This window comes from Pseudomonas sp. TE21435, assembly GCF_056279265.1.
The window spans coordinates 5283808-5309084 of the sequence record NZ_JBWBQZ010000001.1 but is presented as its reverse complement, the minus strand read 5'-3'; the positions used below and the strand labels follow the sequence as shown (position 1 = coordinate 5309084).

At 63.5% G+C, this 25277-nt stretch carries 24 protein-coding genes and 1 pseudogene; 10 read left to right on the top strand and 15 right to left on the bottom strand.

The window, feature by feature from the left end:
• Positions 1 to 35 precede the first annotated feature (35 nt).
• On the top strand, positions 36 to 560 hold the full coding sequence (locus ACZ9C1_RS24060; protein ID WP_102682772.1) for an Mpo1 family 2-hydroxy fatty acid dioxygenase: 525 nt from the start codon (positions 36 to 38) through the stop codon (positions 558 to 560).
• A gap of 55 nt (positions 561 to 615) precedes the next feature.
• Here the strand turns inward: ACZ9C1_RS24060 and pcaC are convergent, their stop codons facing one another.
• The 9 genes from pcaC to pcaR all read right to left on the bottom strand — a co-directional run bounded on the left by pcaC (position 616) and on the right by pcaR (position 10300).
• A complete protein-coding gene (gene pcaC, locus ACZ9C1_RS24055) occupies positions 616 to 1008 on the bottom strand; it encodes a 4-carboxymuconolactone decarboxylase (RefSeq protein WP_070093782.1) in 393 nt (130 codons plus the stop codon).
• A 10-nt stretch (positions 1009 to 1018) separates the two neighbouring features.
• Positions 1019 to 1810 carry a 3-oxoadipate enol-lactonase gene (pcaD, locus tag ACZ9C1_RS24050; protein WP_110697642.1) on the bottom strand — a complete coding sequence of 264 codons (792 nt, stop codon included), beginning with the start codon at positions 1808 to 1810 and terminating at the stop codon, positions 1019 to 1021.
• Between the two features lie 12 nt (positions 1811 to 1822).
• The gene (locus ACZ9C1_RS24045) at positions 1823 to 3175 is read right to left on the bottom strand and encodes a 3-carboxy-cis,cis-muconate cycloisomerase (protein WP_277503027.1); all 1353 of its coding nucleotides are present in this window, start codon (positions 3173 to 3175) and stop codon (positions 1823 to 1825) included.
• A gap of 9 nt (positions 3176 to 3184) precedes the next feature.
• Positions 3185 to 4474, bottom strand: coding sequence for an MFS family transporter (locus ACZ9C1_RS24040; protein ID WP_102682775.1), 1290 nt, complete (start codon positions 4472 to 4474; stop codon positions 3185 to 3187).
• Between the two features lie 161 nt (positions 4475 to 4635).
• Positions 4636 to 5841 carry a 3-oxoadipyl-CoA thiolase gene (gene pcaF, locus ACZ9C1_RS24035; RefSeq protein ID WP_476254592.1) on the bottom strand — a complete coding sequence of 402 codons (1206 nt, stop codon included), beginning with the start codon at positions 5839 to 5841 and terminating at the stop codon, positions 4636 to 4638.
• The gene (locus ACZ9C1_RS24030; protein WP_476254442.1) at positions 5838 to 6617 is read right to left on the bottom strand and encodes a CoA-transferase subunit beta; all 780 of its coding nucleotides are present in this window, start codon (positions 6615 to 6617) and stop codon (positions 5838 to 5840) included. Before ACZ9C1_RS24030 ends, pcaF begins: the two co-directional genes overlap by 4 nt.
• Complete coding sequence (locus ACZ9C1_RS24025) at positions 6614 to 7474, bottom strand: CoA transferase subunit A (protein WP_102682778.1); 861 nt, start codon at positions 7472 to 7474, stop codon at positions 6614 to 6616. Before ACZ9C1_RS24025 ends, ACZ9C1_RS24030 begins: the two co-directional genes overlap by 4 nt.
• 181 nt (positions 7475 to 7655) lie before the next feature.
• Positions 7656 to 9002 carry a 4-hydroxybenzoate transporter PcaK gene (gene pcaK, locus ACZ9C1_RS24020; protein WP_046856926.1) on the bottom strand — a complete coding sequence of 449 codons (1347 nt, stop codon included), beginning with the start codon at positions 9000 to 9002 and terminating at the stop codon, positions 7656 to 7658.
• 428 nt (positions 9003 to 9430) lie between these two features.
• Positions 9431 to 10300, bottom strand: a complete 870-nt coding sequence (gene pcaR, locus ACZ9C1_RS24015) for a pca regulon transcriptional regulator PcaR (protein ID WP_102682779.1) — start codon at positions 10298 to 10300, stop codon at positions 9431 to 9433.
• Between the two features lie 568 nt (positions 10301 to 10868).
• On the opposite strand from pcaR, the gene ACZ9C1_RS24010 reads away from it, so the two are divergent.
• A complete protein-coding gene (locus ACZ9C1_RS24010) occupies positions 10869 to 11069 on the top strand; it encodes a hypothetical protein (protein WP_023629966.1) in 201 nt (66 codons plus the stop codon).
• Positions 11070 to 11092: 23 nt separating this feature from the next.
• Here ACZ9C1_RS24010 and ACZ9C1_RS24005 read toward each other — a convergent pair whose 3' ends face one another.
• Positions 11093 to 11269, bottom strand: coding sequence for a hypothetical protein (locus ACZ9C1_RS24005; RefSeq protein WP_158247504.1), 177 nt, complete (start codon positions 11267 to 11269; stop codon positions 11093 to 11095).
• 112 nt (positions 11270 to 11381) lie between these two features.
• On the opposite strand from ACZ9C1_RS24005, the gene ACZ9C1_RS24000 reads away from it, so the two are divergent.
• The gene (locus tag ACZ9C1_RS24000; protein ID WP_023629967.1) at positions 11382 to 12854 is read left to right on the top strand and encodes an inorganic phosphate transporter; all 1473 of its coding nucleotides are present in this window, start codon (positions 11382 to 11384) and stop codon (positions 12852 to 12854) included.
• Between the two features lie 101 nt (positions 12855 to 12955).
• On the opposite strand, the gene ACZ9C1_RS23995 is transcribed toward ACZ9C1_RS24000, so the two are convergent.
• Positions 12956 to 14431: a helicase HerA-like domain-containing protein gene (locus ACZ9C1_RS23995; RefSeq protein WP_102682780.1), complete on the bottom strand. Its 1476-nt coding sequence runs from the start codon at positions 14429 to 14431 to the stop codon at positions 12956 to 12958.
• A 51-nt stretch (positions 14432 to 14482) separates the two neighbouring features.
• Between ACZ9C1_RS23995 and ACZ9C1_RS23990 the strand changes: the two are divergent.
• The 5 genes and pseudogenes from ACZ9C1_RS23990 to ACZ9C1_RS23970 all read left to right on the top strand — a co-directional run.
• Positions 14483 to 15619: pseudogene (locus ACZ9C1_RS23990) on the top strand (HAMP domain-containing protein); the annotation flags it as partial.
• A 93-nt stretch (positions 15620 to 15712) separates the two neighbouring features.
• Positions 15713 to 16477 carry a methyl-accepting chemotaxis protein gene (locus ACZ9C1_RS23985; RefSeq protein WP_371041571.1) on the top strand — a complete coding sequence of 255 codons (765 nt, stop codon included), beginning with the start codon at positions 15713 to 15715 and terminating at the stop codon, positions 16475 to 16477.
• A 146-nt stretch (positions 16478 to 16623) separates the two neighbouring features.
• Positions 16624 to 17745, top strand: coding sequence for a glycosyltransferase family 4 protein (locus ACZ9C1_RS23980; protein WP_102682782.1), 1122 nt, complete (start codon positions 16624 to 16626; stop codon positions 17743 to 17745).
• On the top strand, positions 17738 to 18502 hold the full coding sequence (locus ACZ9C1_RS23975) for a DUF2334 domain-containing protein (RefSeq protein ID WP_139669416.1): 765 nt from the start codon (positions 17738 to 17740) through the stop codon (positions 18500 to 18502). The genes ACZ9C1_RS23980 and ACZ9C1_RS23975 overlap by 8 nt, the downstream gene beginning before the upstream one ends.
• Positions 18499 to 19491 (top strand): lysylphosphatidylglycerol synthase transmembrane domain-containing protein, encoded by a 993-nt coding sequence (locus ACZ9C1_RS23970; protein ID WP_102682784.1) that lies wholly within the window; start codon positions 18499 to 18501, stop codon positions 19489 to 19491. The genes ACZ9C1_RS23975 and ACZ9C1_RS23970 overlap by 4 nt, the downstream gene beginning before the upstream one ends.
• A gap of 154 nt (positions 19492 to 19645) precedes the next feature.
• Here the strand turns inward: ACZ9C1_RS23970 and purU are convergent, their stop codons facing one another.
• Positions 19646 to 20497 carry a formyltetrahydrofolate deformylase gene (gene purU / locus ACZ9C1_RS23965; RefSeq protein ID WP_046856933.1) on the bottom strand — a complete coding sequence of 284 codons (852 nt, stop codon included), beginning with the start codon at positions 20495 to 20497 and terminating at the stop codon, positions 19646 to 19648.
• Between the two features lie 302 nt (positions 20498 to 20799).
• On the opposite strand from purU, the gene mvaT reads away from it, so the two are divergent.
• The gene (gene mvaT / locus ACZ9C1_RS23960; RefSeq protein WP_028690229.1) at positions 20800 to 21177 is read left to right on the top strand and encodes a histone-like nucleoid-structuring protein MvaT; all 378 of its coding nucleotides are present in this window, start codon (positions 20800 to 20802) and stop codon (positions 21175 to 21177) included.
• A 73-nt stretch (positions 21178 to 21250) separates the two neighbouring features.
• Here mvaT and sbcB read toward each other — a convergent pair whose 3' ends face one another.
• The 3 genes from sbcB to ACZ9C1_RS23945 all read right to left on the bottom strand — a co-directional run bounded on the left by sbcB (position 21251) and on the right by ACZ9C1_RS23945 (position 23612).
• Complete coding sequence (gene sbcB, locus ACZ9C1_RS23955; RefSeq protein WP_457377992.1) at positions 21251 to 22681, bottom strand: exodeoxyribonuclease I; 1431 nt, start codon at positions 22679 to 22681, stop codon at positions 21251 to 21253.
• Between the two features lie 61 nt (positions 22682 to 22742).
• The gene (locus tag ACZ9C1_RS23950; RefSeq protein ID WP_046856935.1) at positions 22743 to 23102 is read right to left on the bottom strand and encodes a PilZ domain-containing protein; all 360 of its coding nucleotides are present in this window, start codon (positions 23100 to 23102) and stop codon (positions 22743 to 22745) included.
• Between the two features lie 123 nt (positions 23103 to 23225).
• Complete coding sequence (locus ACZ9C1_RS23945) at positions 23226 to 23612, bottom strand: tetratricopeptide repeat protein (protein ID WP_277503024.1); 387 nt, start codon at positions 23610 to 23612, stop codon at positions 23226 to 23228.
• 180 nt (positions 23613 to 23792) lie between these two features.
• Between ACZ9C1_RS23945 and pyk the strand changes: the two genes are divergently transcribed.
• Positions 23793 to 25247, top strand: a complete 1455-nt coding sequence (gene pyk, locus ACZ9C1_RS23940) for a pyruvate kinase (protein WP_023631128.1) — start codon at positions 23793 to 23795, stop codon at positions 25245 to 25247.
• Positions 25248 to 25277: the final 30 nt, after the last annotated feature.

Below are 25277 nucleotides of genomic sequence, written 5' to 3'. Positions count from 1 at the left end.
GGCAAGCTGTGCTCACCCCTGATGGAGGAACAACAATGAAAAACCTCGTCGAGCACCTGAGTCAATACGCGGCCTACCACCGCGATCCACGGAACATCGCCACCCACTTCATCGGCATTCCGCTGATCGTGCTGGCCGTGGCCGTGCTGCTGTCACGCCCCGGTTGGGACGTGGCGGGGCTGTGGCTGTCGCCGGCGCTGCTGCTGGCGCTCTGGTCGGTGTGGTTCTACCTGCGCCTGGACCTGCGCTTCGGCCTGGTGATGGGGCTGCTGCTGGGATTGTGCCTATGGGCCGGCCAGGCACTGGCCGTGCAGAGTACCGGGCTGTGGTTGAGTGCCGGGCTAGGTGCGTTCGTGGTGGGGTGGATCATCCAGTTCGTCGGACATGCCTACGAAGGGCGCAAGCCGGCATTCGTCGATGACCTGAGCGGGTTGATCGTCGGGCCGCTGTTCGTGGTGGCGGAGCTGGCGTTCATGGCTGGCTTGTGTGGCGAACTGAAAAAGGCCGTGGAGGCCAATGCCGGGCCTGTCGCCGTTCGCCAGAAGAAAGCAGTCGTGTGAAGTAATCGCGGGGCAAGTCGCATCGGTGCGCCGATGCGACTTGCCCCGCGATGCGTTACTGCCTGGACTCCACCCCCAGTTCATCCCACACCGACTCGGCCAGATGGAACGTGGCATTGGCCGCCGGGATCCCGCAGTAGATCGCGCTCTGCATGATCACTTCCTTGATCTCCTCACGCGTCACGCCGTTGTTGGCGGCTGCGCGCAGGTGAAGTTTGAGCTCGTCGTTGCGGTTCATGCCGATCAGCATGGCGATGGTGATCAGGCTGCGGGTGTGCCGGGGCAGGCCGGGGCGGGTCCAGATATCGCCCCAGGCGTGCCGGGTGATCATCTCCTGGAACTCGCCGTTGAAGTCATTGAGCTTTTCCAGGCTGCGGTCCACGTGGGCATCGCCGAGCACCGCGCGGCGCACTTGCATGCCGGCATCGTAACGTTGTTTCTCATCCATGGCAGGTTCCTCAGCGGGCCAGCAGGAAATCGAGCACACGGGCGCTGAAGGCCGCGCCGATCTCGACGTTGGACAGGTGCGCCGCCGGGAATTCGGCATAGGTCGCGTTGACGATGCGGCGCTGCATGAAGCGGCCATGCTCAGGCGTGGTCACCACGTCCGCAGAGCCCGCCACCACCAGCGTCGGCACCTGGATGCGCCCCAGCTGTTCGCGGTAATCGGCATCACGTACCGCCGCGCAGTTGGCGGCATAGCCTTCTGGATTGGTGCGCGCGAGCATCTGGCAGATGCGCTGGGCCTCGTCCGGCCGCGCCTGGGCGAAGGCCGGGGTGAACCAACGGGCGATGGAGCCGTCGCGCAGGTCCGCCATGGCCTGCTGGCCACCCTTGAGCACCGCGTCGATGCGGGAGTTCCAGACCTCGTCGTTGGCGATTTTTGCCGCAGTGTTGCACAGGGTCAGGCTGTGCAGGCGCTGGCCGGCGTTGATGCCCAGCCACTGGCCGATCAGGCCGCCCATGGACAGGCCGACGAAGTGTGCATGCTCGATGTCCAGCGCCTCGAGCAGGGCCAGCACGTCGCCCCCCAGCTGCTCGATGCTGTAGGGGCCTTGAGTGACCAGCGAGCCGCCATGGCCACGTGTGTCGTAGCGCAGCACGCGAAAGTGTTCGCTCCAGGCGGGAATCTGCTCATCCCACATGCCCAGGTCGGTGCCCAGGGAGTTGGAGAGCACCAGCACCTGCGCATCGGCCGGGCCATCGAGTTGGTAGTTCAGTACGCCATCGGCCAGTTGCAAATGCGCCACAGCGGTCTCCTTTCAGGCAGTGAAACGTTGATGTTCGGCCACGGCGCGCGCCACCCAGACGCGGGCCTGGCCCAGGTAATGGGTGGGGTCGAGCAAGCGGTCGAGCTCCTCGCCGGACAACTCGGCGTTGACCTGCGGCTCATCACCAAGCACTGCACGCAGATGGCGCCCTTCGGCCACGGCGCGCTGGCAGCACTGCTCCAGCAGGTGATGGGCCCGGTCGCGGCCCAGGCGCTGGGCGAGGACAATACTGACCGCCTCGGCCAGCACCAGGCCCTGAGTGAGGTCGAGGTTGCTGCGCATGCGTTCGGCGTCCACCTCCATGCCCTCGGCGATCACCTGGGCCTGGCGCAGGGCACCGGAGACCAGGCAGCAGATCTCCGGCAGGGTTTCCCACTCGGCATGCCACAGGCCAAGGCTGCGTTCGTGCTCCTGGGGCATCGCGCTGAACAAGGTCGAAAGCAGCCCGGGCACACGGGTGGCGGCGCTGATCAACACCGCCGCCCCGACCGGATTGCGCTTGTGCGGCATGGTCGAGGACCCGCCCTTGCCCGGCGCGGCGGGTTCGAACAACTCGCCCGCCTCGGTCTGCATCAGCAGGCTGACGTCACGGCCGAACTTGCCCAGGCTGCCGGCGACCAGGCCCAGCACCGAGGCAAACTCCACCAGGCGGTCACGCTGGGTGTGCCACGGCTGTTCGGGCAAGGACAGCTTCAGTTGCGCGGCCAGGGCCTCGGCCACCGGCAGCGCTTTGCTGCCCAGCGCCGCCAGGCTGCCGGAAGCGCCACCAAACTGCAGCACCAGCAGGCGCGGACGCAGTTCCTTGAGGCGTTGGCGATGGCGAGTGAGGGCGCCGAGCACACCGGCCAGCTTCATGCCCAGCGTCACCGGCGTGGCATGCTGCAACCAGGTCCGCCCCACCAGCGGCGTGTCGGCATGCTGCAATGCCTGATGCGCCAGGGTGTCGGCCAGCTTGCCGAGATCGTTTTCGAGCAATCCCAGCGCATCGCGCAGTTGCAGCACCAGGCCGCTGTCCATCGCATCCTGGCTGGTGGCGCCCAGGTGCACGTAGCGCTCGGCCTCGGGTACGCCACTGGCGACCACCTTGCCCAGGGCCTTGACCAGCGGGATCGCCGAATTGCCGGCCACCGCGATGGCGTCGGCCAGCGCCCGGGCATCGTAGCGCTCGGCCTTGCAGGCCGCCTCGATGGCAGCCACCGCCGTGTGCGGCACCAGCCCGGCGGCCGCCTCGGCGCGGGCCAGGGCCGCCTCGAAGTCGAGCATGCCCTGCAACCGGCCCCGGTCGGAGAAAACCTCGCGCATGGCCGGGGCGGTGAAGTAGGCGTCGAACAGTTGGTTGCTCATGCAACGTCCTTAGTGATCGTGGTGCAGGTACGCCGCCTGCTTCGGCAGGCGCAGGCTGAACAGGAAGGCCACCGCCATCATGGCGGTTACGTACCAGTAGAAGGTGTTCTCCATGCCCAAGGTTTTCAAGCCCAGTGCCACGTATTCGGCCGAGCCGCCGAACACCGCGTTGGCCACGGCGTAGGCCAGCCCCACGCCCAATGCGCGAACCTGTGGCGGAAACATCTCGGCCTTCACCAGGCCGCTGATGGAGGTGTAGAAGCTGACGATGCACAAGGCCAGGCTTACCAGCACGAAGGCCATGAACGGGCTGGTCACGGTCTTCAGCGCCATCAGCAAGGGGACGGTGAAGAGCGTCCCCAGGGCGCCGAACAGCAGCATCGAGTTACGCCGGCCGATGCGGTCGGAGAGCATGCCGAACAGCGGCTGCAGGATCATGAACAGGAACAGCGCGCCGGTCATGACGAAACTGGCGCTCTTGGCGTTCATGCCGGCGGTGTTGACCAGGTACTTCTGCATGTAGGTGGTGAAGGTATAGAAGATCAGCGAGCCGCCGGCGGTGTAGCCCAGTACGGTGATGAACGCGGCGGCGTGATTGCGAAACAGCCCGCTGATGCTACCGGCATCCTTGTCCTGGCGGGTCTCTGCGCTGCTGGTCTCCTTCAGCGAACGGCGCAGCATCAGCGAGATCAACGCGGCAATGGCACCGACCACGAACGGGATGCGCCAGCCATAGGCGCGCAGTTCGTCCTCGGTGAGCAGTTGTTGCAGGATCACCACCACCAGCACCGCCAGCAACTGGCCGCCGATCAGGGTGACGTACTGGAACGAGGCGAAGAAACCGCGCTGGCCACGCAGCGCCACTTCACTCATGTAGGTGGCGGTGGTGCCGTACTCACCGCCCACCGACAGCCCCTGGATCAGCCGCGCCAGGAGCAGCAGCGCTGGCGCCCAGGTGCCGATGCTGGCGTAGGTGGGCAGGCAGGCGATGATCAGCGAGCCGCCGCACATCATCAGCACCGAGATCATCAGCGAGTTCTTGCGCCCGTGACGGTCGGCCAGGCGGCCGAAGATCCAGCCACCGATGGGGCGCATCAGGAAGCCCGCGGCGAACACGCCGGCGGTGTTGAGCAACTGCACCGTGGGGTCGTCGGAGGGGAAGAAAGCCGGGGCGAAATAGATGGCGCAGAAGGCGTAGACATAGAAGTCGAACCATTCCACCAGGTTGCCCGACGAGGCGCCGACGATGGCGAAGATACGCTTGCTGCGTTCTTCGCCGGTGTAATAGGTTGAGGTCATGGTGCGTTTGCTCCTGGAGGGTCACAGGTAATTCTAGACATACCTGGTTACACACTCGTTCCGCCTTGCCCGTGCGTCATGGCTACCGGCCTCATCGCGGGGCAAGTCCGCTCCCACGCTGCCTGGCAGGCATGCTCGTGCAAGCGGAGGGTTCCAAAGGATCAGATCCTTTCTATGGCCAACGCCAACCCCTGCCCAACGCCCACGCACATGGTCGCCAGGCCCTTGCGCCCGCCGCTCTTCTCCAACTGATGCAACGCCGTCAGCACCAGACGTGCCCCGCTCATGCCCAGCGGATGCCCCAGGGCAATTGCGCCACCATTGGGGTTCACCTGCGGTGCATCGTCTGCCACACCCAGCTCGCGCAGCACTGCCAGGCCCTGGCTGGCAAAGGCTTCATTGAGTTCGATGACATCGAAGTCGGCCACGGCAATGCCAAGGCGCTCGGTCAGCTTGCGCACCGCGGGCACCGGGCCGATACCCATCACCCGTGGCGCCACACCAGCGCTGGCCATGCCCAGCACCCGGGCACGTGGGGTCAGACCGTGCGTCTTCACCGCCTCGGCCGAAGCCAGAATCAGCGCGGCGGCACCGTCGTTGACACCCGAGGCGTTGCCAGCGGTAACGGTCTTGTCCGGGCCGTTGACCGGCTTGAGCTTGGCCAGCGCCTCCAGCGTGGTCTGCGGGCGCAAATGTTCGTCGTGCTCGACCACCGTCTCACCCTTGCGGTGCTGGATACGCACCGGGACGATTTCCTCGGCGAAAAAGCCGGCGGCCTGCGCGGCGGCGGCCTTCTGCTGGCTGCGCAGGGCGAAGGCATCCTGGTCGGCACGCGATACCTGGTAATCATCGGCGACGTTGTCGGCGGTCTCGGGCATCGAGTCCACACCGAACTGGGCCTTCATCAACGGATTGATGAAGCGCCAGCCGATGGTGGTGTCCTCGAGCTTCATGTTGCGCGAGTAGCCGCTCTCGGCCTTGCCCATCACGAACGGTGCGCGAGACATCGACTCGACGCCACCGGCCATCGCCAGCTCCATCTCGCCGCTGGCGATGGCCCGGAAGGCGCTGCCAACGGCGTCCATGCCCGAGGCGCACAGGCGGTTGAGGGTCACGCCTGGGACGCTGTGCGGCAAGCCGGCCAGCAACAGCGCCATGCGCGCCACGTTACGGTTGTCCTCGCCGGCCTGGTTGGCACAGCCGAAGAACACTTCGTCGAGCTGATCCCATTGCACATCCGGGTTGCGCTCGATCAGCGCCTTGAGCGGCACTGCCGCCAGGTCGTCGGCGCGCACGCAGGCCAAGGCTCCGCCGAAACGGCCGATAGGAGTACGCACAGCATCGCAGATAAAGACGTCTCGCATCAGGCTTCTCCTGCCGTCTGGCCATGGGCGGCGGCGGTGCGCGCTTCGAGGTCGCGCAGGGCGGACAGTTCTACCTCGCTCGGAGCCGTGGTTTGCCGCACGTCGTCGGCGAAGCGGATCGCCCAACCAGTGGCAGCGATGATCTGCTCGCGGGTCACGCCTGGGTGGATCGAGGTGACCACGAACTCATGGCTACCCGCCTCCGGCTCCATGATGCACAGGTCGGTGATGATGCCGACCGGACCTTCACCCGGCAGCCCCAGGCGCTGACGTGAATCGCCGCCTTCGCCATGCCCCACCGAGGTGATGAAGTCGAGCTTGTCGACGAAGGCCCGCGGCGACTGCTTGAGGATGATCAGCACCTGCTTGGCGGAACCGGCGATCTCCGGGGCGCCGCCGGCACCTGGCAGCCGGGTCTTCGGCGCTTGGTAGTCACCGACCACGGTGGTGTTGATATTGCCGAAGCGGTCAACCTGGGCAGCGCCGAGGAACCCTACATCGATGCGCCCACCCTGCAGCCAGTAACGGAAGATCTCACCGGTAGGCACCACGGTGTCGGCGGTCTCGGCCAGCTCGCCGTCACCGATGGATAACGGCAGCACGCTGGGCTTGGCACCGATCGGACCGGACTCGTAGATCAACACCACGTCGGGCGACGAGGTCAGGCGCGCCAGGTTGGCGGCCTTGGAAGGAAGGCCGATGCCGACGAAGCAGACGGCGCCATTGCGCAGGCGACGGGCGGCGGCGACGGTCATCATTTCGGAAGTGGAGTAGCTCATTGCGCGGCCTCCGCGGTGCTGGCCAGCCTGGCCTGGAATTCGGTGAAGTCGGCGGTGCCACGGATATAGGTGTCGACCCAGGCGGTGAACGACTCACGGTTGCGGGCAATCGGGTCCCAGGCCTGGTAGAAGCGGTTGTCGCGCTCGTAGTAGCCGTGGGCGTATGAAGGGTGGGCGCCGCCAGGCACCAGGCATACCGCGCTGAGGGCCCATGTGGGCAGCACACAGGCATTCATCGGCGCCTGCAGGTCATCGACGATCTCCTCGACGGTGACGATGCAGCGCTTGGCTGCCAGCGCCGCTTCCTTCTGCACACCGAGGATGCCCCACAGCAACACATTGCCCTTGCGATCAGCCTTCTGCGCATGGATAACGGTGACGTCCGGGCGCACGGACGGTACCGCGGCAAGTACTTCGCCAGTGAATGGGCAAGTGACGGACTTGATCAGCGGGTTGACCTTTGGCAGATCGGAACCGGCGTAGGCGCGCAGCACCGCGAATGGCAGGCCGGAGGCACCGGCGACATAGGCGTTGGCCAGGTCAGCGTGGCTGTGCTCCTCGATCTCGATCGCGTGGGGCCACTGTTTCTCCACCGCGTCGCGCAGGCGATGCAGCGAGCCCACGCCCGGGTTGCCGCCCCAGGAGAAGATCAATTTGCGCGCGCAACCAGCGCCGATCAGCTGGTCGTAGATCAGATCCGGGGTCATGCGCACCAGGGTCAGGTCGCGCTTGCCCTGGCGGATGATCTCGTGGCCGGCGGCGGTCGGGATCAGGTGGGTGAAACCTTCGAGGGCGACACTGTCGCCATCCTGGATGAACTGCTTCACGGCCTCGTGAAGCGAGAGGATTGCTGCCATTGGAGACTCCTGGTCAGGTCGAGTCGGGTCAGTGAGCAGCGGGCCGATGCATCGCTGCGATGGGCCCAGATTAAGGAGACTGAGGGGGTTATCTCAATCCGATAATCGCACTTTTGTGCGATTATCGAACCATTTGTTACCCTGCTATTTATACGATCCTGCAGGAGCGAGCCACCAGACCTCAGGTCGCATCCGCGTGGCTGACCAACCCTTTCACCACGACAGCCACCGCGGCCAATGCCGCCGGCACCAGCAGTGCCGTCAGCACCTGCTCGAAATTCCAGCCCAACCCCAGCAGCGTAGCCCCGCTCCAGGCGCCGAGAATCGCGCCAAAGCGGCCGATCCCGAGCATCCAGGAAACGCCTGTGGCACGGCCTTGGGTCGGATAGAAGCGCGCCGCCAGCGATGGCATGGCCGATTGCGCGCCGTTCACGCACATGCCGGCAACCAGCACCAGGGTCGCCAGCAAGGTGATGTTGCCCAGGCTCTGTCCAACGGCGTAGGCGAACACACCTGCCAGCAAGTAGAAGATGCCGATCACCTTGTGCGGGTTGAAGCGGTCCATGGCCCAACCCACTGCCACCGCGCTCAGCACCCCGCCAAACTGGAACAATGCGCCGATAAAGGCGGCCTGCTCCATGCTTGCGCCGCTGTCTCGCATCAGTGTCGGCAGCCAGCTGGTCAGCAGGTAGACGATCACCAGGCCCATGAAATAGGTCAGCCACAGCAATACGGTGCCCAGGCCATAGGTACCCGAGAAGATCACCGCAAACACGTTGCGCGCCGCCACCGCCTTCTGTTCCGGCACGCTGAAGCTCGATGCCTGGGCTACCTGTTCAGGATTGATCGGCGCCAGGGTCTTGCGCACCTTGTCGGCGCCGCGGTTGCGCACCACAAGGAACCGCGCCGACTCCGGCAACCAGGCCAAGAGCACCACTGCCAGCAGCAGTGGCAGGACACCGCCGATCACCAGCAGGCTGTGCCAGCCATATGCCGGGATCAGCTTGGCCGAAATGAAACCGCCGCCGGCCATGCCCAGGTTGAAGCCACAGAACATGCTGGTCACCAGCAGCGACTTGAGGCGCTCCGGAGTGTATTCCGACAACAAGGTGGTGGCGTTGGGCATGCCAGCCCCGAGGCCCAGGCCGGTCAGAAAGCGCAACACCAGCAATTGGTCGACATTGCTCGCGTAGGCCGAGGCCAGACTGAAGCCACCGAACACCAATACCGCGCCCACCAGCACGCCCTTGCGTCCGAAGCGGTCGGCCAGCGGGCCGGAGCCGAGGGCGCCGAACACCATGCCGATCAGCGCGGCGCTCATCACCGGGCCGAGGCTGGCCCGGTCGATGCCCCATTCCTGAGACAGCGCCGGGGCGATGAAGCCCATGGCGGCGGTGTCCAGGCCGTCGAGGAAGACGATCAGGAAACACAGGATCACCACCCGCCATTGATAACGGGACAGCGGCTGGGCATTGATGAAGGATTGGACGTCGAGGCAGTTGCCGACAGCGGATTGTGGCTTGTTCATTATTGTTATCCGGGAGTTGGGCGCAGGCAGGCTACCGCGCAGAGCGGATGCACTGGAACAGAAAACAGCGGATAGGTCGGCCGTGCTCAGCCGGAGTGCAGCAGCACCGTGCGCGGGTGCGACCGCGACAGCGACAGCGACAGCGAAGGGACAGTGGTCATGGGGATGCCCTCGGGCCTGTTGTTATTATCCGGTCGGCGCAGCCGACAGGTGCGACAGACATTAATCAGCGGGCGTGGGCGGCGCAATTCGTCGAGAGCGACACTGTGCGTTTATCGAACAGGAAACGGTATGACGTGTTCAACGTTTCCGCGTATGAGCAACTGTCTTGTGTTGTTCGTAATCGCCTCATCGCTGGCAAGCCCGCTGAGCACGGTCGGTGTGGGAGCCGGCTTGCCGGCAATGGGGCGCAACGCGCCCCGGCGGGCTCAGCCAAATAGCTGATGGCACAAGTCCCTGCTGGCCGCCAGCAGGATCGGCAGGAAACGCTGCTCCAGTTCCCCGCGGCTGACGCGGCCGACATGGGTACTGACATTCAGCGCCGCCAGCACTTGACCCGACGCGTCATAGATCGGCACGGCAATCGAACGCAAGCCTTGCTCCAGTTCCTGATCCACCACGCACCAGCCCTGCTCACGCACCTGCTGGATACACGCGAACAACGAGGCCGGGTCATGCAGGGTACGGCTGGTACGGGCCTTGAGGTCGGCGCGTTCCAGGTATTCGTGCAGGCTGGCATCGTCCAGTGCCGCCAGCAGGATACGGCCCATCGAAGTGCAATAGGCCGGCAAACGCCCACCAACCGAGAGGTCCACCGAGATCAGCCGTTCGACCGTGGCGGAGCGCGCAATATAAAGGATGTCATCGCCTTCCAATGTGGCCATGTTGGCCGCTTCGTGGAGCTGGTCGCTGATGCGATCCAGGTAAGGCTGGGCCGACACCGCCAATGGCGTGGATGACAGGTAGGCATGACCAAGGGTCAACACTTTGGGCAACAGCGAATAGGTACGCCCGTCAGTGGTCGCGTAACCCAGCTTCATCAGGGTATGCAGGCAGCGCCGCACCGCGGCCCGCGGAATCTCCGTTCGATGGCTGATCTGGGCGATGGTCAGGTGGCGCTTGCGCTCCTGGAAGGCTTGGATCACTGCCAGGCCACGGGCCAGTGAGGTCATGAAGTCAGGGTCACCGGTGAATGCCTGGATACGCTTGGCAGCCGACGCCACGATCGGGGGGGCCAGGGTGGGGCTGGTACTGCGTGCGGGCTCGTTGGCTGACTGGCCGCTGGTTTCTTCGCTCATGGACATGCCTCAAAAAAATCGCTACCTCGTGCGATTATCGAACGAACGGCCGATAATCGCAATTGACCGCTGACACTTTTACTTATACCTTTCCCCTGCCATATGTGGCTTCTTTGGAGAGACTGGTCAGGTACCCACCGTAGAAGTCCCAGGCAACGGCCTCGCCCCTCAGCGAGGCCGTTTTCATTTCTGACAGTAGACGGCGAACTTGCTTGGCACATCGGCTTGAACCTGTTGAATGCCGGCACGACAAAGGGTTTATAGACTGCACAATAAACTTCAGGTCTATTGTCAGTTGCAGGTAAAGAACGATAGCCTTCAACCGGGCGATTGCTATAATTGCCGGTGTTGATTGCAAGCACCGTTTAACGGATCCAATCGACGCACTTTCGTTGCCTTGCGACTGCCAGCCCCTGTCTTTGCAGTGGCTTGCCGTGCGCTGCACAGCAGCTTGCCAACTCATGCATTGCCATTTCGGTGCAATGAATTGTTGGGCTTGCCGACATATCCGCATTCTGCGTGTGTATTTAAAGGCTGACGCCCCACTTCAACCTATTCAGGTATTACTGTGACGAAAGAAGAACTGCGCGCGGAACTCGAGCGCCAGGCTGAACGTTACAAGGATGTTTACGGTGGTGAAGTCACCACGTATGCCGCACAACCCGACCCGGAACGCAAACCCTGGCGTAAGCGTGCCAGCGTTCTCGACCAGGCGTTCGCCCAGGAAATCGAGAAGATCGAAAAGGAGCTGCGCAGCGACGACAATTGAAGCCGCTCAGGGCCAATGCGCCATCACCCAGGAAGGGTGTGCGGCGAAGCATGCCGGCGAAAACCTGTGATATGAAATGGAATCACACAAATTTCATACAGTCGTTTTAATTGCGCAAGCCCAGTAAAAATCACCTCAAATAGCTGATTTTTCTGAATTTTATCGATTTTTAACGGCGTTTTTTTGCGATTACCCGGCACGTGGGTGCTCGTGCCATGCCGGCATTCTCCTGCCATCGGTCAGCGGCAGGTGCATCGATTGCCATGGTTTTCTGGCATAATCCGCCCCCCCTAAGACCGCCAGACAACCTTCATGATCGATTTATTCAGCGGACTGGATGCCTGGGTTATCGTGAGCTTGACGCTCGCTCTGACCTTCGTGCTCGCCTTCGAGTTCATCAATGGCTTTCATGACACCGCCAACGCGGTAGCCACCGTCATCTATACCAAGGCCATGCCACCGCACCTCGCCGTGTTCTTCTCTGGCGTGTTCAACTTCCTCGGCGTTCTGCTCGGTGGTGTCGGGGTGGCCTATGCCATCGTCCACCTGCTGCCGGTCGAACTGCTGATCAATGTGAACACCGGCCACGGCCTGGCCATGGTCTTCTCGTTGCTGGCCGCCGCCATCACCTGGAACCTGGGCACCTGGTACTTCGGCATTCCGGCGTCCAGCTCGCACACCCTGATCGGCTCGATCCTCGGCGTCGGCCTGGCCAACGCCCTGCTCAGCGACATTCCGCTGGGTGACGGCGTCAACTGGCAGAAGGCCATCGATATCGCCATGTCCCTGGTGCTCTCGCCAATGGCCGGCTTTGCTGTCGCAGCCCTGGTGCTGATTGGCCTGAAATGGTGGCGCCCGCTGTCGAAGATGCACAAGACCCCTGACCAGCGCCGCAAGCTCGACGACAAGAAGCACCCGCCGTTCTGGAACCGCCTGGTGCTGGTGATCTCGGCCATGGGCGTGAGCTTCGTGCACGGCTCCAACGATGGCCAGAAAGGCATCGGCCTGATCATGCTGGTACTGATCGGTATCGTCCCGGCCAAGTTCGTCCTCGACCTGAACAGCACCACCTACCAGATCGAGCGTACCCGTGACGCCACCTTGCACCTGAGCCAGTTCTACCAGCGCAACGCCGCCACCCTGGGCGAGTTCCTGGCACTGGGCAAGGCGCAGGCAAGCGACCTGCCGGAGCAGTTCAGCTGCAATCCGCAGCAGACCGAGCCGACCATCGCCGCGCTGCAATCGTCGCTCGCCGGTGTGACCGACTATCGCGCCCTGAGCGCCGAGAAGCGCGTCGAAGTGCGCCGCTACCTGCTGTGCCTGGACGACACGGCGAAGAAGGTCGGCAAGCTGCCAGGCCTGGAGCCTCGCGAAAAGGCTGACCTGGATAAACTGCGCAAGGACCTGACCGCCACCACCGAATACGCCCCGTTCTGGGTGATCGTCGCTGTCGCCCTGGCCTTGGGCCTGGGCACCATGGTCGGCTGGAAACGCGTGGTGCTGACCGTTGGCGAGAAGATCGGCAAGCAGGGCATGACCTATGCCCAGGGCATGTCGGCCCAGATCACCGCGGCCTGCGCCATCGGCATGGCCAACGTGTTCAGCCTGCCGGTGTCCACCACCCACGTGCTGTCGTCTGGTGTCGCCGGTACCATGGTCGCCAACAAGAGCGGCCTGCAGGGCGGCACGGTGAAGACCATCCTGCTGGCCTGGGTACTCACCCTGCCGGCGTCGATGGGCCTGGCGGCCGGCCTGTTCTGGCTGGCCACCAAGGCCATTAGCTGAGTGCTGATGCAGTACTGAAAAAGGCGCCCCTTGCAGGGCGCCTTTTTCGTGGGAGCGGCGGTGCGCCGATGCGATTTGTCCCGAGATAGGCCCATTGAGGTTTAACGTTTCTTCCCACCCAACAGCGACCCCATCAACCCACGCACCAACTGGCGCCCCAGCTGATTGGCCGCCTGGCGCACCGCCGACTTGATCGCCTGCCCCGCCGCGCTCTGCAAGAAATCGCCGGCCTTGTCGGCGAAGCTGTCTTCCTCGGCCTTGGCCTGGGGTACCGGTTCCACAGGCTCACCCTTGCGCTGCGTGAGCATTTCATAGGCCGACTCACGATCGATCGGTTTGTCATAACGCCCTGACAACGCTGACGCCGCGATCAGCGCACTGCGCTCAGCCGCGCTCAAGGGTCCGATCCGCGACTGTGGCGGCGCGATCAACACCCGCTGAACCATGGCTGGCGTGCCCTTCTCCTCCAGGGTGCCAACCAAGGCTTCGCCGATACCGAGCTCAGTGAGCACCGCCAGGCTGTCGAACGCCGGGTTCGGCCGGAAACCATCAGCCACGGCACGCAATGATTTCTGCTCCTTGGCGGTGAAGGCGCGCAGGCCATGCTGGATACGCAACCCCAACTGAGCCAACACCGCATCCGGCAGATCTCCCGGCGACTGGGTGACGAAGTACACCCCCACGCCCTTGGAGCGGATCAGCCGCACCACCTGCTCCAGGCGGTCCTGCAACGCTTTGGGCGTACCATTGAACAGCAGATGCGCCTCATCGAAGAACAGTGCAAGCACGGGCTTGTCGGCATCGCCGCGCTCCGGCAATTGCTCGAACAGTTCAGCCAGCAACCACAACAGGAACGTCGCATAGACCTTGGGTGCGTCATGCACCAGACGGCTGGCATCGAGCAGGTGAATGCGGCCGCGCCCGTCGCCCTCCGGGCGCAGCAGATCTTCGAGCTGCAGCGCCGGTTCGCCGAACAATGCCTCGGCCCCTTGTTGTTCCAGCGTCGCCAACCGGCGCAAGAGCGCCTGCGTGGAAGCGCTGGTCATCAACGCGCTGTCCTCGCCCAGCAATTGCGGGTTGTCCTTGAGGTGCGCGAGCAGGGCCTTGAGGTCCTTCAGGTCGAGCAGCAGCAAGCCCTCCCGGTCGGCCACCTTGAACGCCGCATACAAGGCAGCCTGCTGGCTGTCGGTGAGCTCCAGCAGGTTGCCCAGCAACAGCGGCCCCATTTCACTCATCGTGGTGCGCAGGGGGTGCCCCGTTTGCCCCGCGACATCCCACAGGCTTACCGGGTAGCCCCGGGGCGTGTGATTCAGCCACGGCATGCCGGCGATCCGCTCGGCCACCTTGCCCTGTGGCGCGCCCGCCGCACCGAGGCCACACAGATCGCCCTTCACATCCGCCGCGAATACCGCCACCCCGGCGTCACTGAACAGCTCGGCGAGGTGCTGCAGGGTCACCGTCTTGCCGGTGCCCGTGGCTCCGGCCACCAGGCCATGCCGGTTGGCCAGGCGCATGGCCTGGGATACCGGCTGACCATCCGGCCCCGCCCCTACAACCATTCGTAAGGAATCTGACATCTTCTTTCATCCCCTGCTCAAGTTCTGCCGCGTGACAGCCGATATTTCAAAATGATTCTTACCAGAAAGACAGTAACAACCCGAAAAGGACCCACGGGACTTGTTGCACTGTTTTCCAGCCGTGCTTTGTGCGAACGACCCGATAAAAACCTTAGCGGACACGATCACGTTATGAACAAAAGCCTTCGTTTCAGCCACAAGATTCTTCTGGCGGCATCACTGATCGTGATACTCGCCTTCAGCCTGTTCACCCTGTACAACGACTATCTCCAGCGTAACGCCATTCGCGAAGACCTGGAGAACTACCTGGCCGAGATGGGCGAGTCTACCTCCACCAACATCCGCAACCTGTTCGAAGGGCGCATCAAACTGGTCGACAACGTCGCCCAGAACCTCGCCCAGTTCCCACAGAACACCGGCACCCTGCTGGGCCAGAGCGCGCTCACCTCGAGCTTCCTGACCATCTACCTGGGCCAGCCCGACGGCACCTTCACCGTGCGCCCCGACACCAAGATGCCCGACGGCTACGATCCGCGCGTGCGCCCGTGGTACAAGGACGGCCTGAACGCCAGCGGCCCGATCCTCACCGAGCCCTACATCGACATGGCCACCAACAAGATGGTCATCTCGATCATCAGCACCGCGTCGCGCTCGGTTGGCGTGGTCGGCGGCGACCTGGCCCTCGACGGCCTGGTGGAGATCATCAACTCGCTGAACTTCGGCGGCATGGGCTATGCCTTCCTGGTCAACGACCAGGGCAAGATCCTGGTGCACCCGGACAAGAACCTGGTGATGAAATCGCTGACAGACCTGTTCCCGCAGAACACCCCTCGCCTGTCCCGCGACCTGACCGAAGTCACCCTCAATGGCGAAACCCGCCTGCTGACCTTCACCCCGGTCAAAGGCCTGCCATCGGCCAACTGGTACATCGGCCTGTCGGTGGACAAGGACAAGGCATTTTCGATGCTCAGCACCTTCCGCACCTCGGCAGTGATTGCCACAGTGGTGGCGGTGGTGATCATCATCGCCCTGCTCGGGCTGTTGATCCGCGTGCTGATGCAGCCACTGCACACCATGACCCGCGCCATGTCGAACATCGCCGAAGGCGAAGGCGACCTGACCCGCCGCCTGGAAATTCACAACCACGACGAATTCGGCATTCTCGGCACCGCTTTCAACCGCTTCGTCGAACGCATCCACGGTTCGATCCGCGAGGTGTCATCGGCCACCGAGCAGGTCAACGAAGTGGCGCTGCGCGTGATCAGCGCCTCGAACTCGTCGATGGCCAACTCCGACGAGCAGTCCAATCGCACCAACAGCGTCGCCGCCGCCATCAACCAGCTCGGTGCCGCCGCCCAGGAGATCGCCGGCAATGCCGCCCAGGCCTCGCAGCATGCCAGCTCCGCGCGGCTGCTGGCCGAGGAAGGCCAGCAGGTGGTGCAGCGCAACATCGATGCGATGAACCGCCTTTCGGACCTGATCGTCACCTCCAGCGAGCATATCGAGACGCTGAACAACAAGACCGTGAACATCGGCCAGATCCTCGAGGTGATCACCAGCATTTCCCAGCAGACCAACCTGCTCGCCCTCAACGCCGCCATCGAGGCTGCACGCGCCGGTGAGGCCGGGCGCGGCTTCGCCGTGGTCGCCGACGAGGTACGCAATCTGGCGCACCGCACCCAGGAGTCGGCGCAACAGGTGCAGACCATGATCGAAGAGCTGCAGGTTGGCGCTCGCGAGTCGGTCGACACCATGGGCCAGAGCCAGCGTCACAGCCAGGACAGCATGGACATCGCCAACCAGGCCGGCGAGCGCCTGGGCAGCGTCACCCAGCGTATCGGCGAGATCGACGGCATGAACCAGTCGGTGGCCACCGCCACCGAAGAGCAGACCGCCGTGGTCGACTCGATCAACATGGACATCAACGAGATCAACATGCTCAACCAGGAAGGCGTCGAGAACCTGCAGGCCACCCTGCGCGCCTGTTCGGACCTGGAACAGCAGGCCGGTCGCCTCAAGCACTTGGTCGGCAGCTTCCGCATCTGACCCTGCGCCCGCTCCCACTTTTGCAGTGGGAGCGGGCCGCGCCAAACCTCGATCGAACAAACTATCCTTCAAGTAGGTCAACCCTAAGGCGCGTCATCGTCGGCCCAGTGCCGCCTGGTGACACACCCGAGGACGATCCCGGAGGGATGCTGATCGTGCACATCGCCGACATCACCATGTTCTATGCCCCGGCCAGCGGCGGGGTAAGAACCTATCTTGATGCCAAACACCGCCGCCTCGACGCCATGTCCGGCGTTCGCCACAGCCTGTTGATTCCCGGCGCCAGCGCCAGCCAGACCAATGGCGTCTACCATGTTCCCGCGCCGCCCCTACCCTTCGGCAACGGCTACCGTTTCCCGGTGCGCCTGGCCCCTTGGTGCAAGGAGCTGCGTCGTCTGCAGCCCGACCTGATCGAAGTCGGCGACCCCTACCTCACCGCCTGGGCGGCCCTGGAAGCGCGGCGCAAGCTCGATGTCCCGGTGATCGGCTTCTATCACTCCGACCTGCCGCTGCTGGTGAGCAACCGCATGGGCAATTGGTTCACCCCCAATGTCGAGGCCTATGTCAGCAAGCTCTACGGACATTTCGACCGGGTACTCGCGCCCAGCCAGGTGATGGCCGACAAGTTGCGCAGGCTGGGGGTCGAGAATGTGCATGTGCAACGCCTGGGGGTGGACCTGATGCAATTTCACCCTGACAAGCGCGACCCCGGCCTGCGTCGCGAACTGGGCATCGCCGATACCAGTCGACTGCTGGTGTTTGCCGGCCGTGGCTCGCGGGAAAAGAACCTGCCGGTACTGCTCGACTGCATGCAGGCACTCGGGCAGCCCTATCACCTGCTTTTGGTGGGCTCGAACATGCCGATCGGGGTGCCAGACAATGTCAGCGTGATCGACCACTTCTGCCCCCCCGATGAAGTCGCTCGGCTACTGGCTAGCGCCGACCTGCTGGTGCATGCCGGCGACCAGGAAACCTTCGGCCTGGTCATTCTCGAGGCAATGGCCAGTGCCACGCCCGTGGTGGCCGTGCACGCTGGCGCCTTCGGCGAAATCGTCAACGAACAGTGCGGCCGCCTGTGCCCACCTAACGACGGCCGCGCCATGGCCGCCGCCGTGCGCGAAGTCTTCGACCATGGCGTGCGCCAGCTTGGCAGCCAGGCGCGTCGCCACGTGGAACGCCATTACAGCTGGGACAACGTGGTCAGTGGCCTGCTCCAGCATTACCAGGCGGTGCTGGGCCACCCGCTACCGGTGCGCGCCCATGGCTGAGCCCGCCTCCACCCGACGCAGCCTGATGCTGGTGCTGCACGACGTGGCGCCGGAAACCTGGCCGGACTACCAGCCCTTCGTCCAGGCGATCGATGACCTGGGAGACGTGCCCATGACCTGGCTGGTGGTGCCGGATTTCCACCACCGCAATCCGCTCACGCATTCGCCCACCTTCTGTCGCCTGCTCGACCGGCGCCTGGCCCGTGGCGACGAACTGGCCCTGCACGGCTACTACCATGCCGACGACGGTCCGGCGCCACGCGGGCCGCGCGAATATTTCATGCGCCGGATCTACACCCACGAAGGTGAGTTCCACGGCCTGGAACAGGCCAGCGCACTTCAGCGCCTGCAAGCCGGGCTGGCGTTGTTCGGGCAACAGGGCTGGCCAGTGGCGGGGTTCGTCGCCCCCGCCTGGCTGATGAGCGAAGGCACGCGCCAGGCGCTGCGCCAGCTGCCGCTGCGCTACACCAGCACCCCAAGGCACCTGTACCGGCTGCCGGACTTCACCGCCTTTGATGCCCCGGGGCTGGTATGGAGTGCCCGCAGCGCCTGGAGACGAGGGTTGTCCAAGGTAGTCAGTGACTGGCAGTGCCGGCGCTGGCGCGAGGCCGACACTCTGCGCCTGGGCCTGCATCCGGTGGACATGCGCCACGCCAGCTCACGCAATTACTGGCTCGAGACCTTGCACCAATTGCTGGCGCAGGGACGTGAGCCACTGACCAAGTCGGCCTGGTTGGAGCGCCAGGCCGCGCCATGAGTCGCCTGGGCTGGCTAGGCCTGGCATTGCTGCTGGCAGTGTCAGTGCCCGCCCTGCTGGGCGGCCGCGATTTGCTCCCACGCCTGCAATCCTTCGCCCCCGGCCTGATGGCGCTGCTGCTGGGCATGATCCTGCTGTGCTGGACGCTCAATGCCCTGCGCCTGCGCCTGCTGCTCGGCGAACAGGGCGCCCGGGTGGGCCGGCTCCGCAGCCTGGGAGTGGTCATGGCCACCGAGTTCGCCATCTGTACCACTCCTGGCGGTACGGGGGGCCCACTGACGCTGATGACCCTGCTGAAACGCGAGCGTATCGCGCCTTCGCTTAGCGGCGCGGTGTTCGCCATGGACCAGTTGAGCGACCTGCTGTTCTTCTTCTGCGCCATGCTGGCGATAGCCGCGTACGCCCTGTTCCACAGGCTCGGCCACAGCCAGACGCAAATGTTGATGGGCAGCGCGTTGCTCTTGTGCACCGCGTTGGCGGGAATCGTCCTGCTGCTGCGTTATCGACGCGGGGTGATGCGCGGCAATGGCCGGCTGTTGCGGCGCCTGGGCATGTCACCGGCACGGCGGCGACGCTGGGCACGCAAAGTGCTGCGCTTCATCCATGCCCTGGGCGATACCTGGCGCATGCCACGGCGCACACTGGCTGCGGTGTTCTTCCTGACCTGCGCGCACTGGTGCCTGCGCTATAGCGTGCTGTACCTGGTGTTGCGCGGATTGGGCGTGGAGCTGGCGTGGATTCCGAGCTTCCTGGTGCAGATGCTGTCGCTCAGCGCGGGGCAGTTCAGCCTGCTGCCGGGCGGCGCCGGCGCGGCGGAGCTGACTTCGGCGACCTTGCTGTCACCGCTGGTGGGCAGTTCGACGGCAGCCGCGGCCATTCTGATCTGGCGCGCGGTTACCTACTATTTCTATCTGTTGGCCGGGGGGCCGGTGTTTCTATATCTGCTGGCGCGGCCATTGCTGGATCGTCGGCGCCGACAGACGGGTTGAGCCGCCCCCAGAGTTCGACAGCACCAGGGAACTCAGTGCCGTCTTCGTCGCTCAGGGCCTCGGGATCGAAGCGGGCCAGGCACCCCTCGCCCAAGGTCGCTGGCGCCGAGGCGCCGGCCTTGTCACGTGGATCCGCCATGCACCGGCCCTCGACTCAGTTGAACACCACGGTCTTGTTGCCATGCACCAGGACGCGGTCTTCGAGGTGATAGCGCAAGCCACGGGCCAGGACCATCTTCTCCACATCGCGGCCGAAACGGACCATGTCCTCGATGCTGTCGGCATGGCTGACCCGTACCACGTCCTGCTCGATGATGGGGCCGGCGTCGAGCTCCTCGGTCACGTAGTGGCAGGTCGCGCCGATCAGTTTCACGCCACGCAGCGCCGCCTGGTGATAAGGCTTGGCGCCGACGAACGACGGCAGGAAGCTGTGGTGGATGTTGATGACCTTTTCCGCGTATGCCTGGCACAGTTGCGGCGGCAGGATTTGCATGTAGCGCGCCAGCACCACGGCATCGGCGCCGCACTCCTCGACCAGGCGCGATACCTCGGCGAACGCCGGCTGCTTGTCCTTCGGATCGACCGGCACATGGTGGAACGGAATACCGTGCCATTCGACCATGCTGCGCAGGTCGTTGTGGTTGGAGATCACGCATGGGATCTCGCAGTCCAGCTCGTCGGTGTGCCAACGGTGCAGCAGGTCTGCCAGGCAGTGCGACTCGCGGCTGGCCATCAACACCACGCGCTTCTTCTGTGCCGAATCGGTGATCCGCCAGGTCATGGAGAACTCTTCGGCGATCGGCGCGAACGCCTCGCGGAAAGCCTCGATACCGAACGGCAGGGACTCGGCGCGAATCTCATGGCGCATGAAGAACCAACCGCTCTGCTCGTCGGAATGGTGGCTGGCTTCGTTGATCCAGCCATTATAGAGGGCCAGGAAATTACTGACTTTCGCCACGATGCCGACACGGTCGGGGCAGGCAATCACCAGTCGATAGGTGCGCATGAGAGAGACTCCAGAACTTCGCAAAGGCGCATATTCTAGCGGCCTGCCGGGGAAAACGCAGTAATCATCTTTACCTGAGCGCCTTGCCTGAAGGGCTCGATCACACAGGTCCATAGCCTTTTTCCCAAGGAGGTAATCGGCATTGCCCCAAGAAATTTGTAAATTTTTCTTAACCTAATGACCGTGAAGTCATGCCCTACTATTAATTGAGTCTTCAATTTTAAATTGTTTACTTGAGAGTATCGTCTGTCTATTATTGCCCCCACTGTCTCTCTCCCTGAACATGTACTAAGGAACACACCATGTCCCTGATCAACGAGTACCGCGCCACCGAAGAAGCTATCAAGGAACTTCAGGCCCGTCTGGCCAACCTGTCGCAAGACGGCAAACTGCAAAAAGAGCTGGAGTTCGAAAAGAAGCTGCGCGAGCTGATGGCCGAAAACGGTAAATCGCTGCGTGACGTGATCGCGCTGCTCGATCCGGAAAGCAAACTGAGCAAGGCGCCGCGTGGCGCAGTCAAGACCACCGGCACCAAACGTGCACGCAAGGTCAAGCAATACAAGAACCCGCATAACGGCGAGGTTATTGAAACCAAGGGTGGCAACCACAAGACCCTGAAAGAGTGGAAAGCCAAGTGGGGCGGCGACGTCGTCGAAAGCTGGGCCACCCTGCTGGACTGATACGCTTAACGGGCGCATTGGTTTCAACATGAAAACGCCGGCAGTTGCCGGCGTTTTTGTTTATCTGCACATTTCAAAGCTGGTATTGCACTTTCAGTTGTCGGATATGGCCCTGCCAGGCTTCCAGTACCTGGCGCCCCGCCTCGCTGGCGTCTAGCAGGCTGCTTTGGCATGCCAGCTCGAAATCGCCCAGGGTGTTCGGCGCACCAAAGGCAGGGTCTGTAAGACGTTGCTGACAGAACGCATGCCAACGTGCGCGCTCTTGTTCATCAAGGGTGTCGGAAAAGTTTCGCGCCCGATAGCGGAACAACAATTCCGGCATGCGCGGATCATCGAACATCCACTGCCCCTTGGCCAATTGCGCCGGATCGGTACACCGCACTTGTTCGCTCAGGCGTTTGTCGCGGTCACCGAGGAAACCGTCATACAACTGTTGCTCCGGGTCTTCACTGGGTGCAAAGCCCTCTTCCTGATAGATGATGCCCAGCTTGTCTCGCCAAACAGTTTGCTGGTTGGCCAACTGCTGCGCCTGTTCCTGCAACACCGACAATTCAAGCCCCAACCGTTGTTGATCGGCCGGGCGCAGTACCGATAGCGGCGCCAGCACCGGGCACCGATTGATATGCACCAACTTCAGCGGTACCGGTAGTTCGCCCTCGGCCATATCTTCGTGCCGCGTGTACAAACGCTCACGCAATGCTTGCGCACTCTCCTCGAGCAGCGGCGAACTATCCTGCTGCAAGTCGCAGACGATCAGCGCGTTGCGATTACGCGGGTGCCAGGCCAATGGCAACACCACACCGATATAGTTGCGCTGCGCCGAGAAACGTCCGGATACATGTACCAGGGGCTGCAATAGGCGGATCTGCTCCATGACCTTGTGCTTGCTGCGCAACTGGAACAACCAGTCATACAACCTGGGCTGCCGGTCCCGAATCAACCGGGCCAGGGCAATGGTCGCCCGCACGTCGGAAAGCGCTTCGTGGGCATGGCCATGGTCGATGCCATTGGCCTTGCTCAACAGCTCCAGGCGCAAGCTGGTGCGCCCATCCTGCTGTGGCCAGACGATGCCCTCGGGGCGCAGCGCATAGGCAGTACGCACCACATCGATCAAGTCCCAGCGGCTGTTGCCCCCCTGCCATTCACGGGCATAGGGGTCGAAGAAGTTGCGGTAGAGGCTGTAGCGGGTGACCTCATCGTCGAAGCGCAACGTGTTGTAGCCGGCGCCACACGTGCCAGGCCGGGCCAGTTGCGCATGGATGCGCGTCATGAATTCGGCCTCGCACAGCCCCTGGCTGGCCAGCTGCTGTGGAGTGATGCCGGTCACCAGGCAGGCCGCCGGGTGCGGCAGGATATCGTCGGAGGGCCGGCAATAGAGGCTGATCGGCGCCTCGATCTCGTTGAGATCGAGGTCGGTGCGCACGCCGGCCACCTGCAGGGGGCGATCGCAGCGTGGATTGATGCCGGTGGTTTCGTAGTCGTGCCAGAAGATGCTGGAGCTCACGGGGTCTTCCTGTAACAAGGTCGACCAGAGTCTAACGGCACGCGCGAGGGCTGGGCCAGCCTTACGCAGAGGCGTTCATGGGCCGGAAGCTGAAGAAATCGCGCAGCGAGCGGACAAAGCCGTCGTATTCCTGCGGCGCCTGCAACAACATGAAACCGGCATCGAAATGCCCGGGCGTTTCATCTTCGCGGCACCACAGGCAACTGGCGGTCAGGTTGATGAACTGCAGGCCACCGCCGGCAAGGGGAACACGCAGTTGCAGCTCGAAGTCCGGCCCCACCAGCACCGGCAACTGGCTGATCAGCATCAGGCCGTCTTCGGAGGCATTGCCCAGATAGCCGATCTGCTGGTCGGTGCAGCGGTTGAAGACCTTGAGCACGCAAGGCAGTTGATGACGCTCTATATGTCGCTCGATAAACATGATCGCAGTGAAGTCCTGTACCTGGAGCCAGGAAGACAAGGTACTGGCGATGATCGTTACAACTCTCCAACAGATTAGCCCAGTCCGACGGACGGACTACATGAAATCATCGACACCTTGGGATTAACGCCAAGGTGTAGAGTTCACCGGGCTGGCCACCGCCGCTTCGCTGCCACGCAGGTGGCCGAGCTTCTCCAGCGTCTGCAGGCGCGCCTGCGCGCGGTAGGCGTATTCGTTGCGCGGGTACTGCTGGATCAGGTACTGGTAGGTCTGCGCAGCGTCGACGTAGAGCTTCTGGCGTTCCAGGCACTGGCCACGCAGCAGCGATACTTCCGGGTGGATGAACGGCCGGGCACGGCTGGTGCGGTCGACCTGCGACAGCTCCAGCATCACCTTTGCACAGTCACCACGGTCATAGGCGCGATAGGCATTGTTCAGGTGGTGGTCCATGGACCAGCGGGTGCAGCCGACGACACTGGCCGCCATGGTCAAAACGATCAGGGTGCGCATGGGAATTCTCCTTTGATGGCAGTGTATCGGCCTTTCACGGCAAATCTTCACAGCCTTTTGCAAGCATACAGCGACCGTTCAAACGCCACCCTCGCAACCGTACAGGTAGTGCAACGGAACAATGACTACAGCGCAATTGAGGAGTAGCCTTTCGCTGCGCTTCACTATAGGAGTCTGTGCATGACCATCCGCCGTACCAAAATCGTCGCCACCCTTGGCCCCGCCAGCAACTCGCCGGAAGTGATCGAACAGCTGATCCTCGCCGGCCTTGACGTGGCACGCCTGAACTTCTCCCACGGCACCCCGGACGAGCACAAGGCCCGCGCCCGCCTGATCCGCGACATCGCCGCCAAGAACGGCCGTCACGTCGCGCTGCTGGGGGACCTGCAGGGTCCGAAGATCCGCATCGCCAAGTTCGCCAACAAGCGCATCGAACTGAAAGTCGGTGACAAGTTCACCTTCTCCACCGCTCACCCGCTGACCGAAGGCAACCAGGATATCGTCGGCATCGACTACCCCGACCTGGTCAAGGACTGCGGCGTCGGTGACGAACTGCTGCTCGACGACGGCCGGGTGGTCATGCGCGTCGAAACCGCCACCGCAGACGCCCTGCACTGCGTGGTGATCATCGGCGGCCCGCTGTCGGACCACAAAGGCATCAACCGCAAAGGTGGCGGCCTGACCGCACCGGCCCTGACCGAGAAGGACAAGGCCGACATCAAGCTGGCCGCGGAAATGGACCTGGACTACCTGGCCGTTTCGTTCCCGCGCGACGCCAGCGACATGGAATACGCCCGCAAGCTGCGTGACGAAGCCGGCGGCAGCGCCTGGCTGGTGGCCAAGATCGAACGCGCCGAAGCGGTCGCCGACGACGAGACGCTCGACCAGTTGATCCTCGCTTCCGACGCAGTCATGGTTGCCCGTGGCGACCTAGGCGTGGAAATCGGCGATGCCGAGTTGATCGCCATCCAGAAGAAGATCATCCAGCACGCCCGCCGCAACAACAAAGCGGTGATCGTGGCGACCCAGATGATGGAGTCGATGATCCAGAACCCGATGCCGACCCGCGCCGAAGTATCGGACGTGGCCAACGCCGTGCTCGACAACACCGACGCAGTGATGCTGTCAGCCGAAAGCGCCGCCGGCAGCTACCCGATCGAAGCCGTACAGGCCATGGCCCGTATCTGCTCGGGCGCCGAGAAGCACCCGACCAGCCAGAAGTCCAGCCACCGCCTGCACACCACCTTCGAGCGCTGCGACGAGTCCATCGCCCTGGCGGCGATGTACACCGCCAACCACTTCCCCGGCGTCAAGGCGATCATCGCCCTCACCGAAAGTGGCTACACCCCGCTGATCATGTCGCGCCTGCGTTCGCACGTGCCGATCTTCGCCCTGTCGCCGCACCGTGCTACCCAGGCCCGTGCCAACATGTTCCGCGGCGTCTACCCGATTGCCTTCGACCCGGCCTCGCTGCCGGCCGACAAGGTCAGCCAGGCGGCGGTCGACGAGCTGCTCAAGCGCGGCCTCGTAGAGCAAGGCGACTGGGTCATCCTGACCAAGGGTGACAGCTACCACACCATCGGTGGCACCAACGGCATGAAGATCCTGCATGTCGGTGATCCGCTGGTCGGCTGATCCCTCAGCAGCACCTATCGCGGGGCAAGC

What these genes read in the sequence shown, in the direction of transcription:
- ACZ9C1_RS24030 (WP_476254442.1), bottom strand. Translation starts at nt 6,617, where the DNA reads ATGAGCTACTCCACTTCCGAAATGATGACCGTCGCCGCCGCCCGTCGC.
- ACZ9C1_RS23945 (WP_277503024.1), bottom strand. Translation starts at nt 23,612, where the DNA reads ATGCGCACCCTGATCGTTTTGACCATGGCGGCCAGTGTCGTCGGCTGC.
- pcaC (WP_070093782.1), bottom strand. Translation starts at nt 1,008, where the DNA reads ATGGATGAGAAACAACGTTACGATGCCGGCATGCAAGTGCGCCGCGCG.
- ACZ9C1_RS23975 (WP_139669416.1), top strand. Translation starts at nt 17,738, where the DNA reads ATGGCTGAGCCCGCCTCCACCCGACGCAGCCTGATGCTGGTGCTGCAC.
- ACZ9C1_RS23950 (WP_046856935.1), bottom strand. Translation starts at nt 23,102, where the DNA reads ATGTTTATCGAGCGACATATAGAGCGTCATCAACTGCCTTGCGTGCTC.
- mvaT (WP_028690229.1), top strand. Translation starts at nt 20,800, where the DNA reads ATGTCCCTGATCAACGAGTACCGCGCCACCGAAGAAGCTATCAAGGAA.
- ACZ9C1_RS23970 (WP_102682784.1), top strand. Translation starts at nt 18,499, where the DNA reads ATGAGTCGCCTGGGCTGGCTAGGCCTGGCATTGCTGCTGGCAGTGTCA.
- ACZ9C1_RS24040 (WP_102682775.1), bottom strand. Translation starts at nt 4,474, where the DNA reads ATGACCTCAACCTATTACACCGGCGAAGAACGCAGCAAGCGTATCTTC.
- pcaR (WP_102682779.1), bottom strand. Translation starts at nt 10,300, where the DNA reads ATGAGCGAAGAAACCAGCGGCCAGTCAGCCAACGAGCCCGCACGCAGT.
- purU (WP_046856933.1), bottom strand. Translation starts at nt 20,497, where the DNA reads ATGCGCACCTATCGACTGGTGATTGCCTGCCCCGACCGTGTCGGCATC.
- ACZ9C1_RS24025 (WP_102682778.1), bottom strand. Translation starts at nt 7,474, where the DNA reads ATGGCAGCAATCCTCTCGCTTCACGAGGCCGTGAAGCAGTTCATCCAG.
- ACZ9C1_RS24000 (WP_023629967.1), top strand. Translation starts at nt 11,382, where the DNA reads ATGATCGATTTATTCAGCGGACTGGATGCCTGGGTTATCGTGAGCTTG.
- ACZ9C1_RS24060 (WP_102682772.1), top strand. Translation starts at nt 36, where the DNA reads ATGAAAAACCTCGTCGAGCACCTGAGTCAATACGCGGCCTACCACCGC.
- ACZ9C1_RS23995 (WP_102682780.1), bottom strand. Translation starts at nt 14,431, where the DNA reads ATGTCAGATTCCTTACGAATGGTTGTAGGGGCGGGGCCGGATGGTCAG.
- ACZ9C1_RS24045 (WP_277503027.1), bottom strand. Translation starts at nt 3,175, where the DNA reads ATGAGCAACCAACTGTTCGACGCCTACTTCACCGCCCCGGCCATGCGC.
- ACZ9C1_RS23980 (WP_102682782.1), top strand. Translation starts at nt 16,624, where the DNA reads ATGCTGATCGTGCACATCGCCGACATCACCATGTTCTATGCCCCGGCC.
- ACZ9C1_RS23985 (WP_371041571.1), top strand. Translation starts at nt 15,713, where the DNA reads ATGGCCAACTCCGACGAGCAGTCCAATCGCACCAACAGCGTCGCCGCC.
- pcaK (WP_046856926.1), bottom strand. Translation starts at nt 9,002, where the DNA reads ATGAACAAGCCACAATCCGCTGTCGGCAACTGCCTCGACGTCCAATCC.
- pyk (WP_023631128.1), top strand. Translation starts at nt 23,793, where the DNA reads ATGACCATCCGCCGTACCAAAATCGTCGCCACCCTTGGCCCCGCCAGC.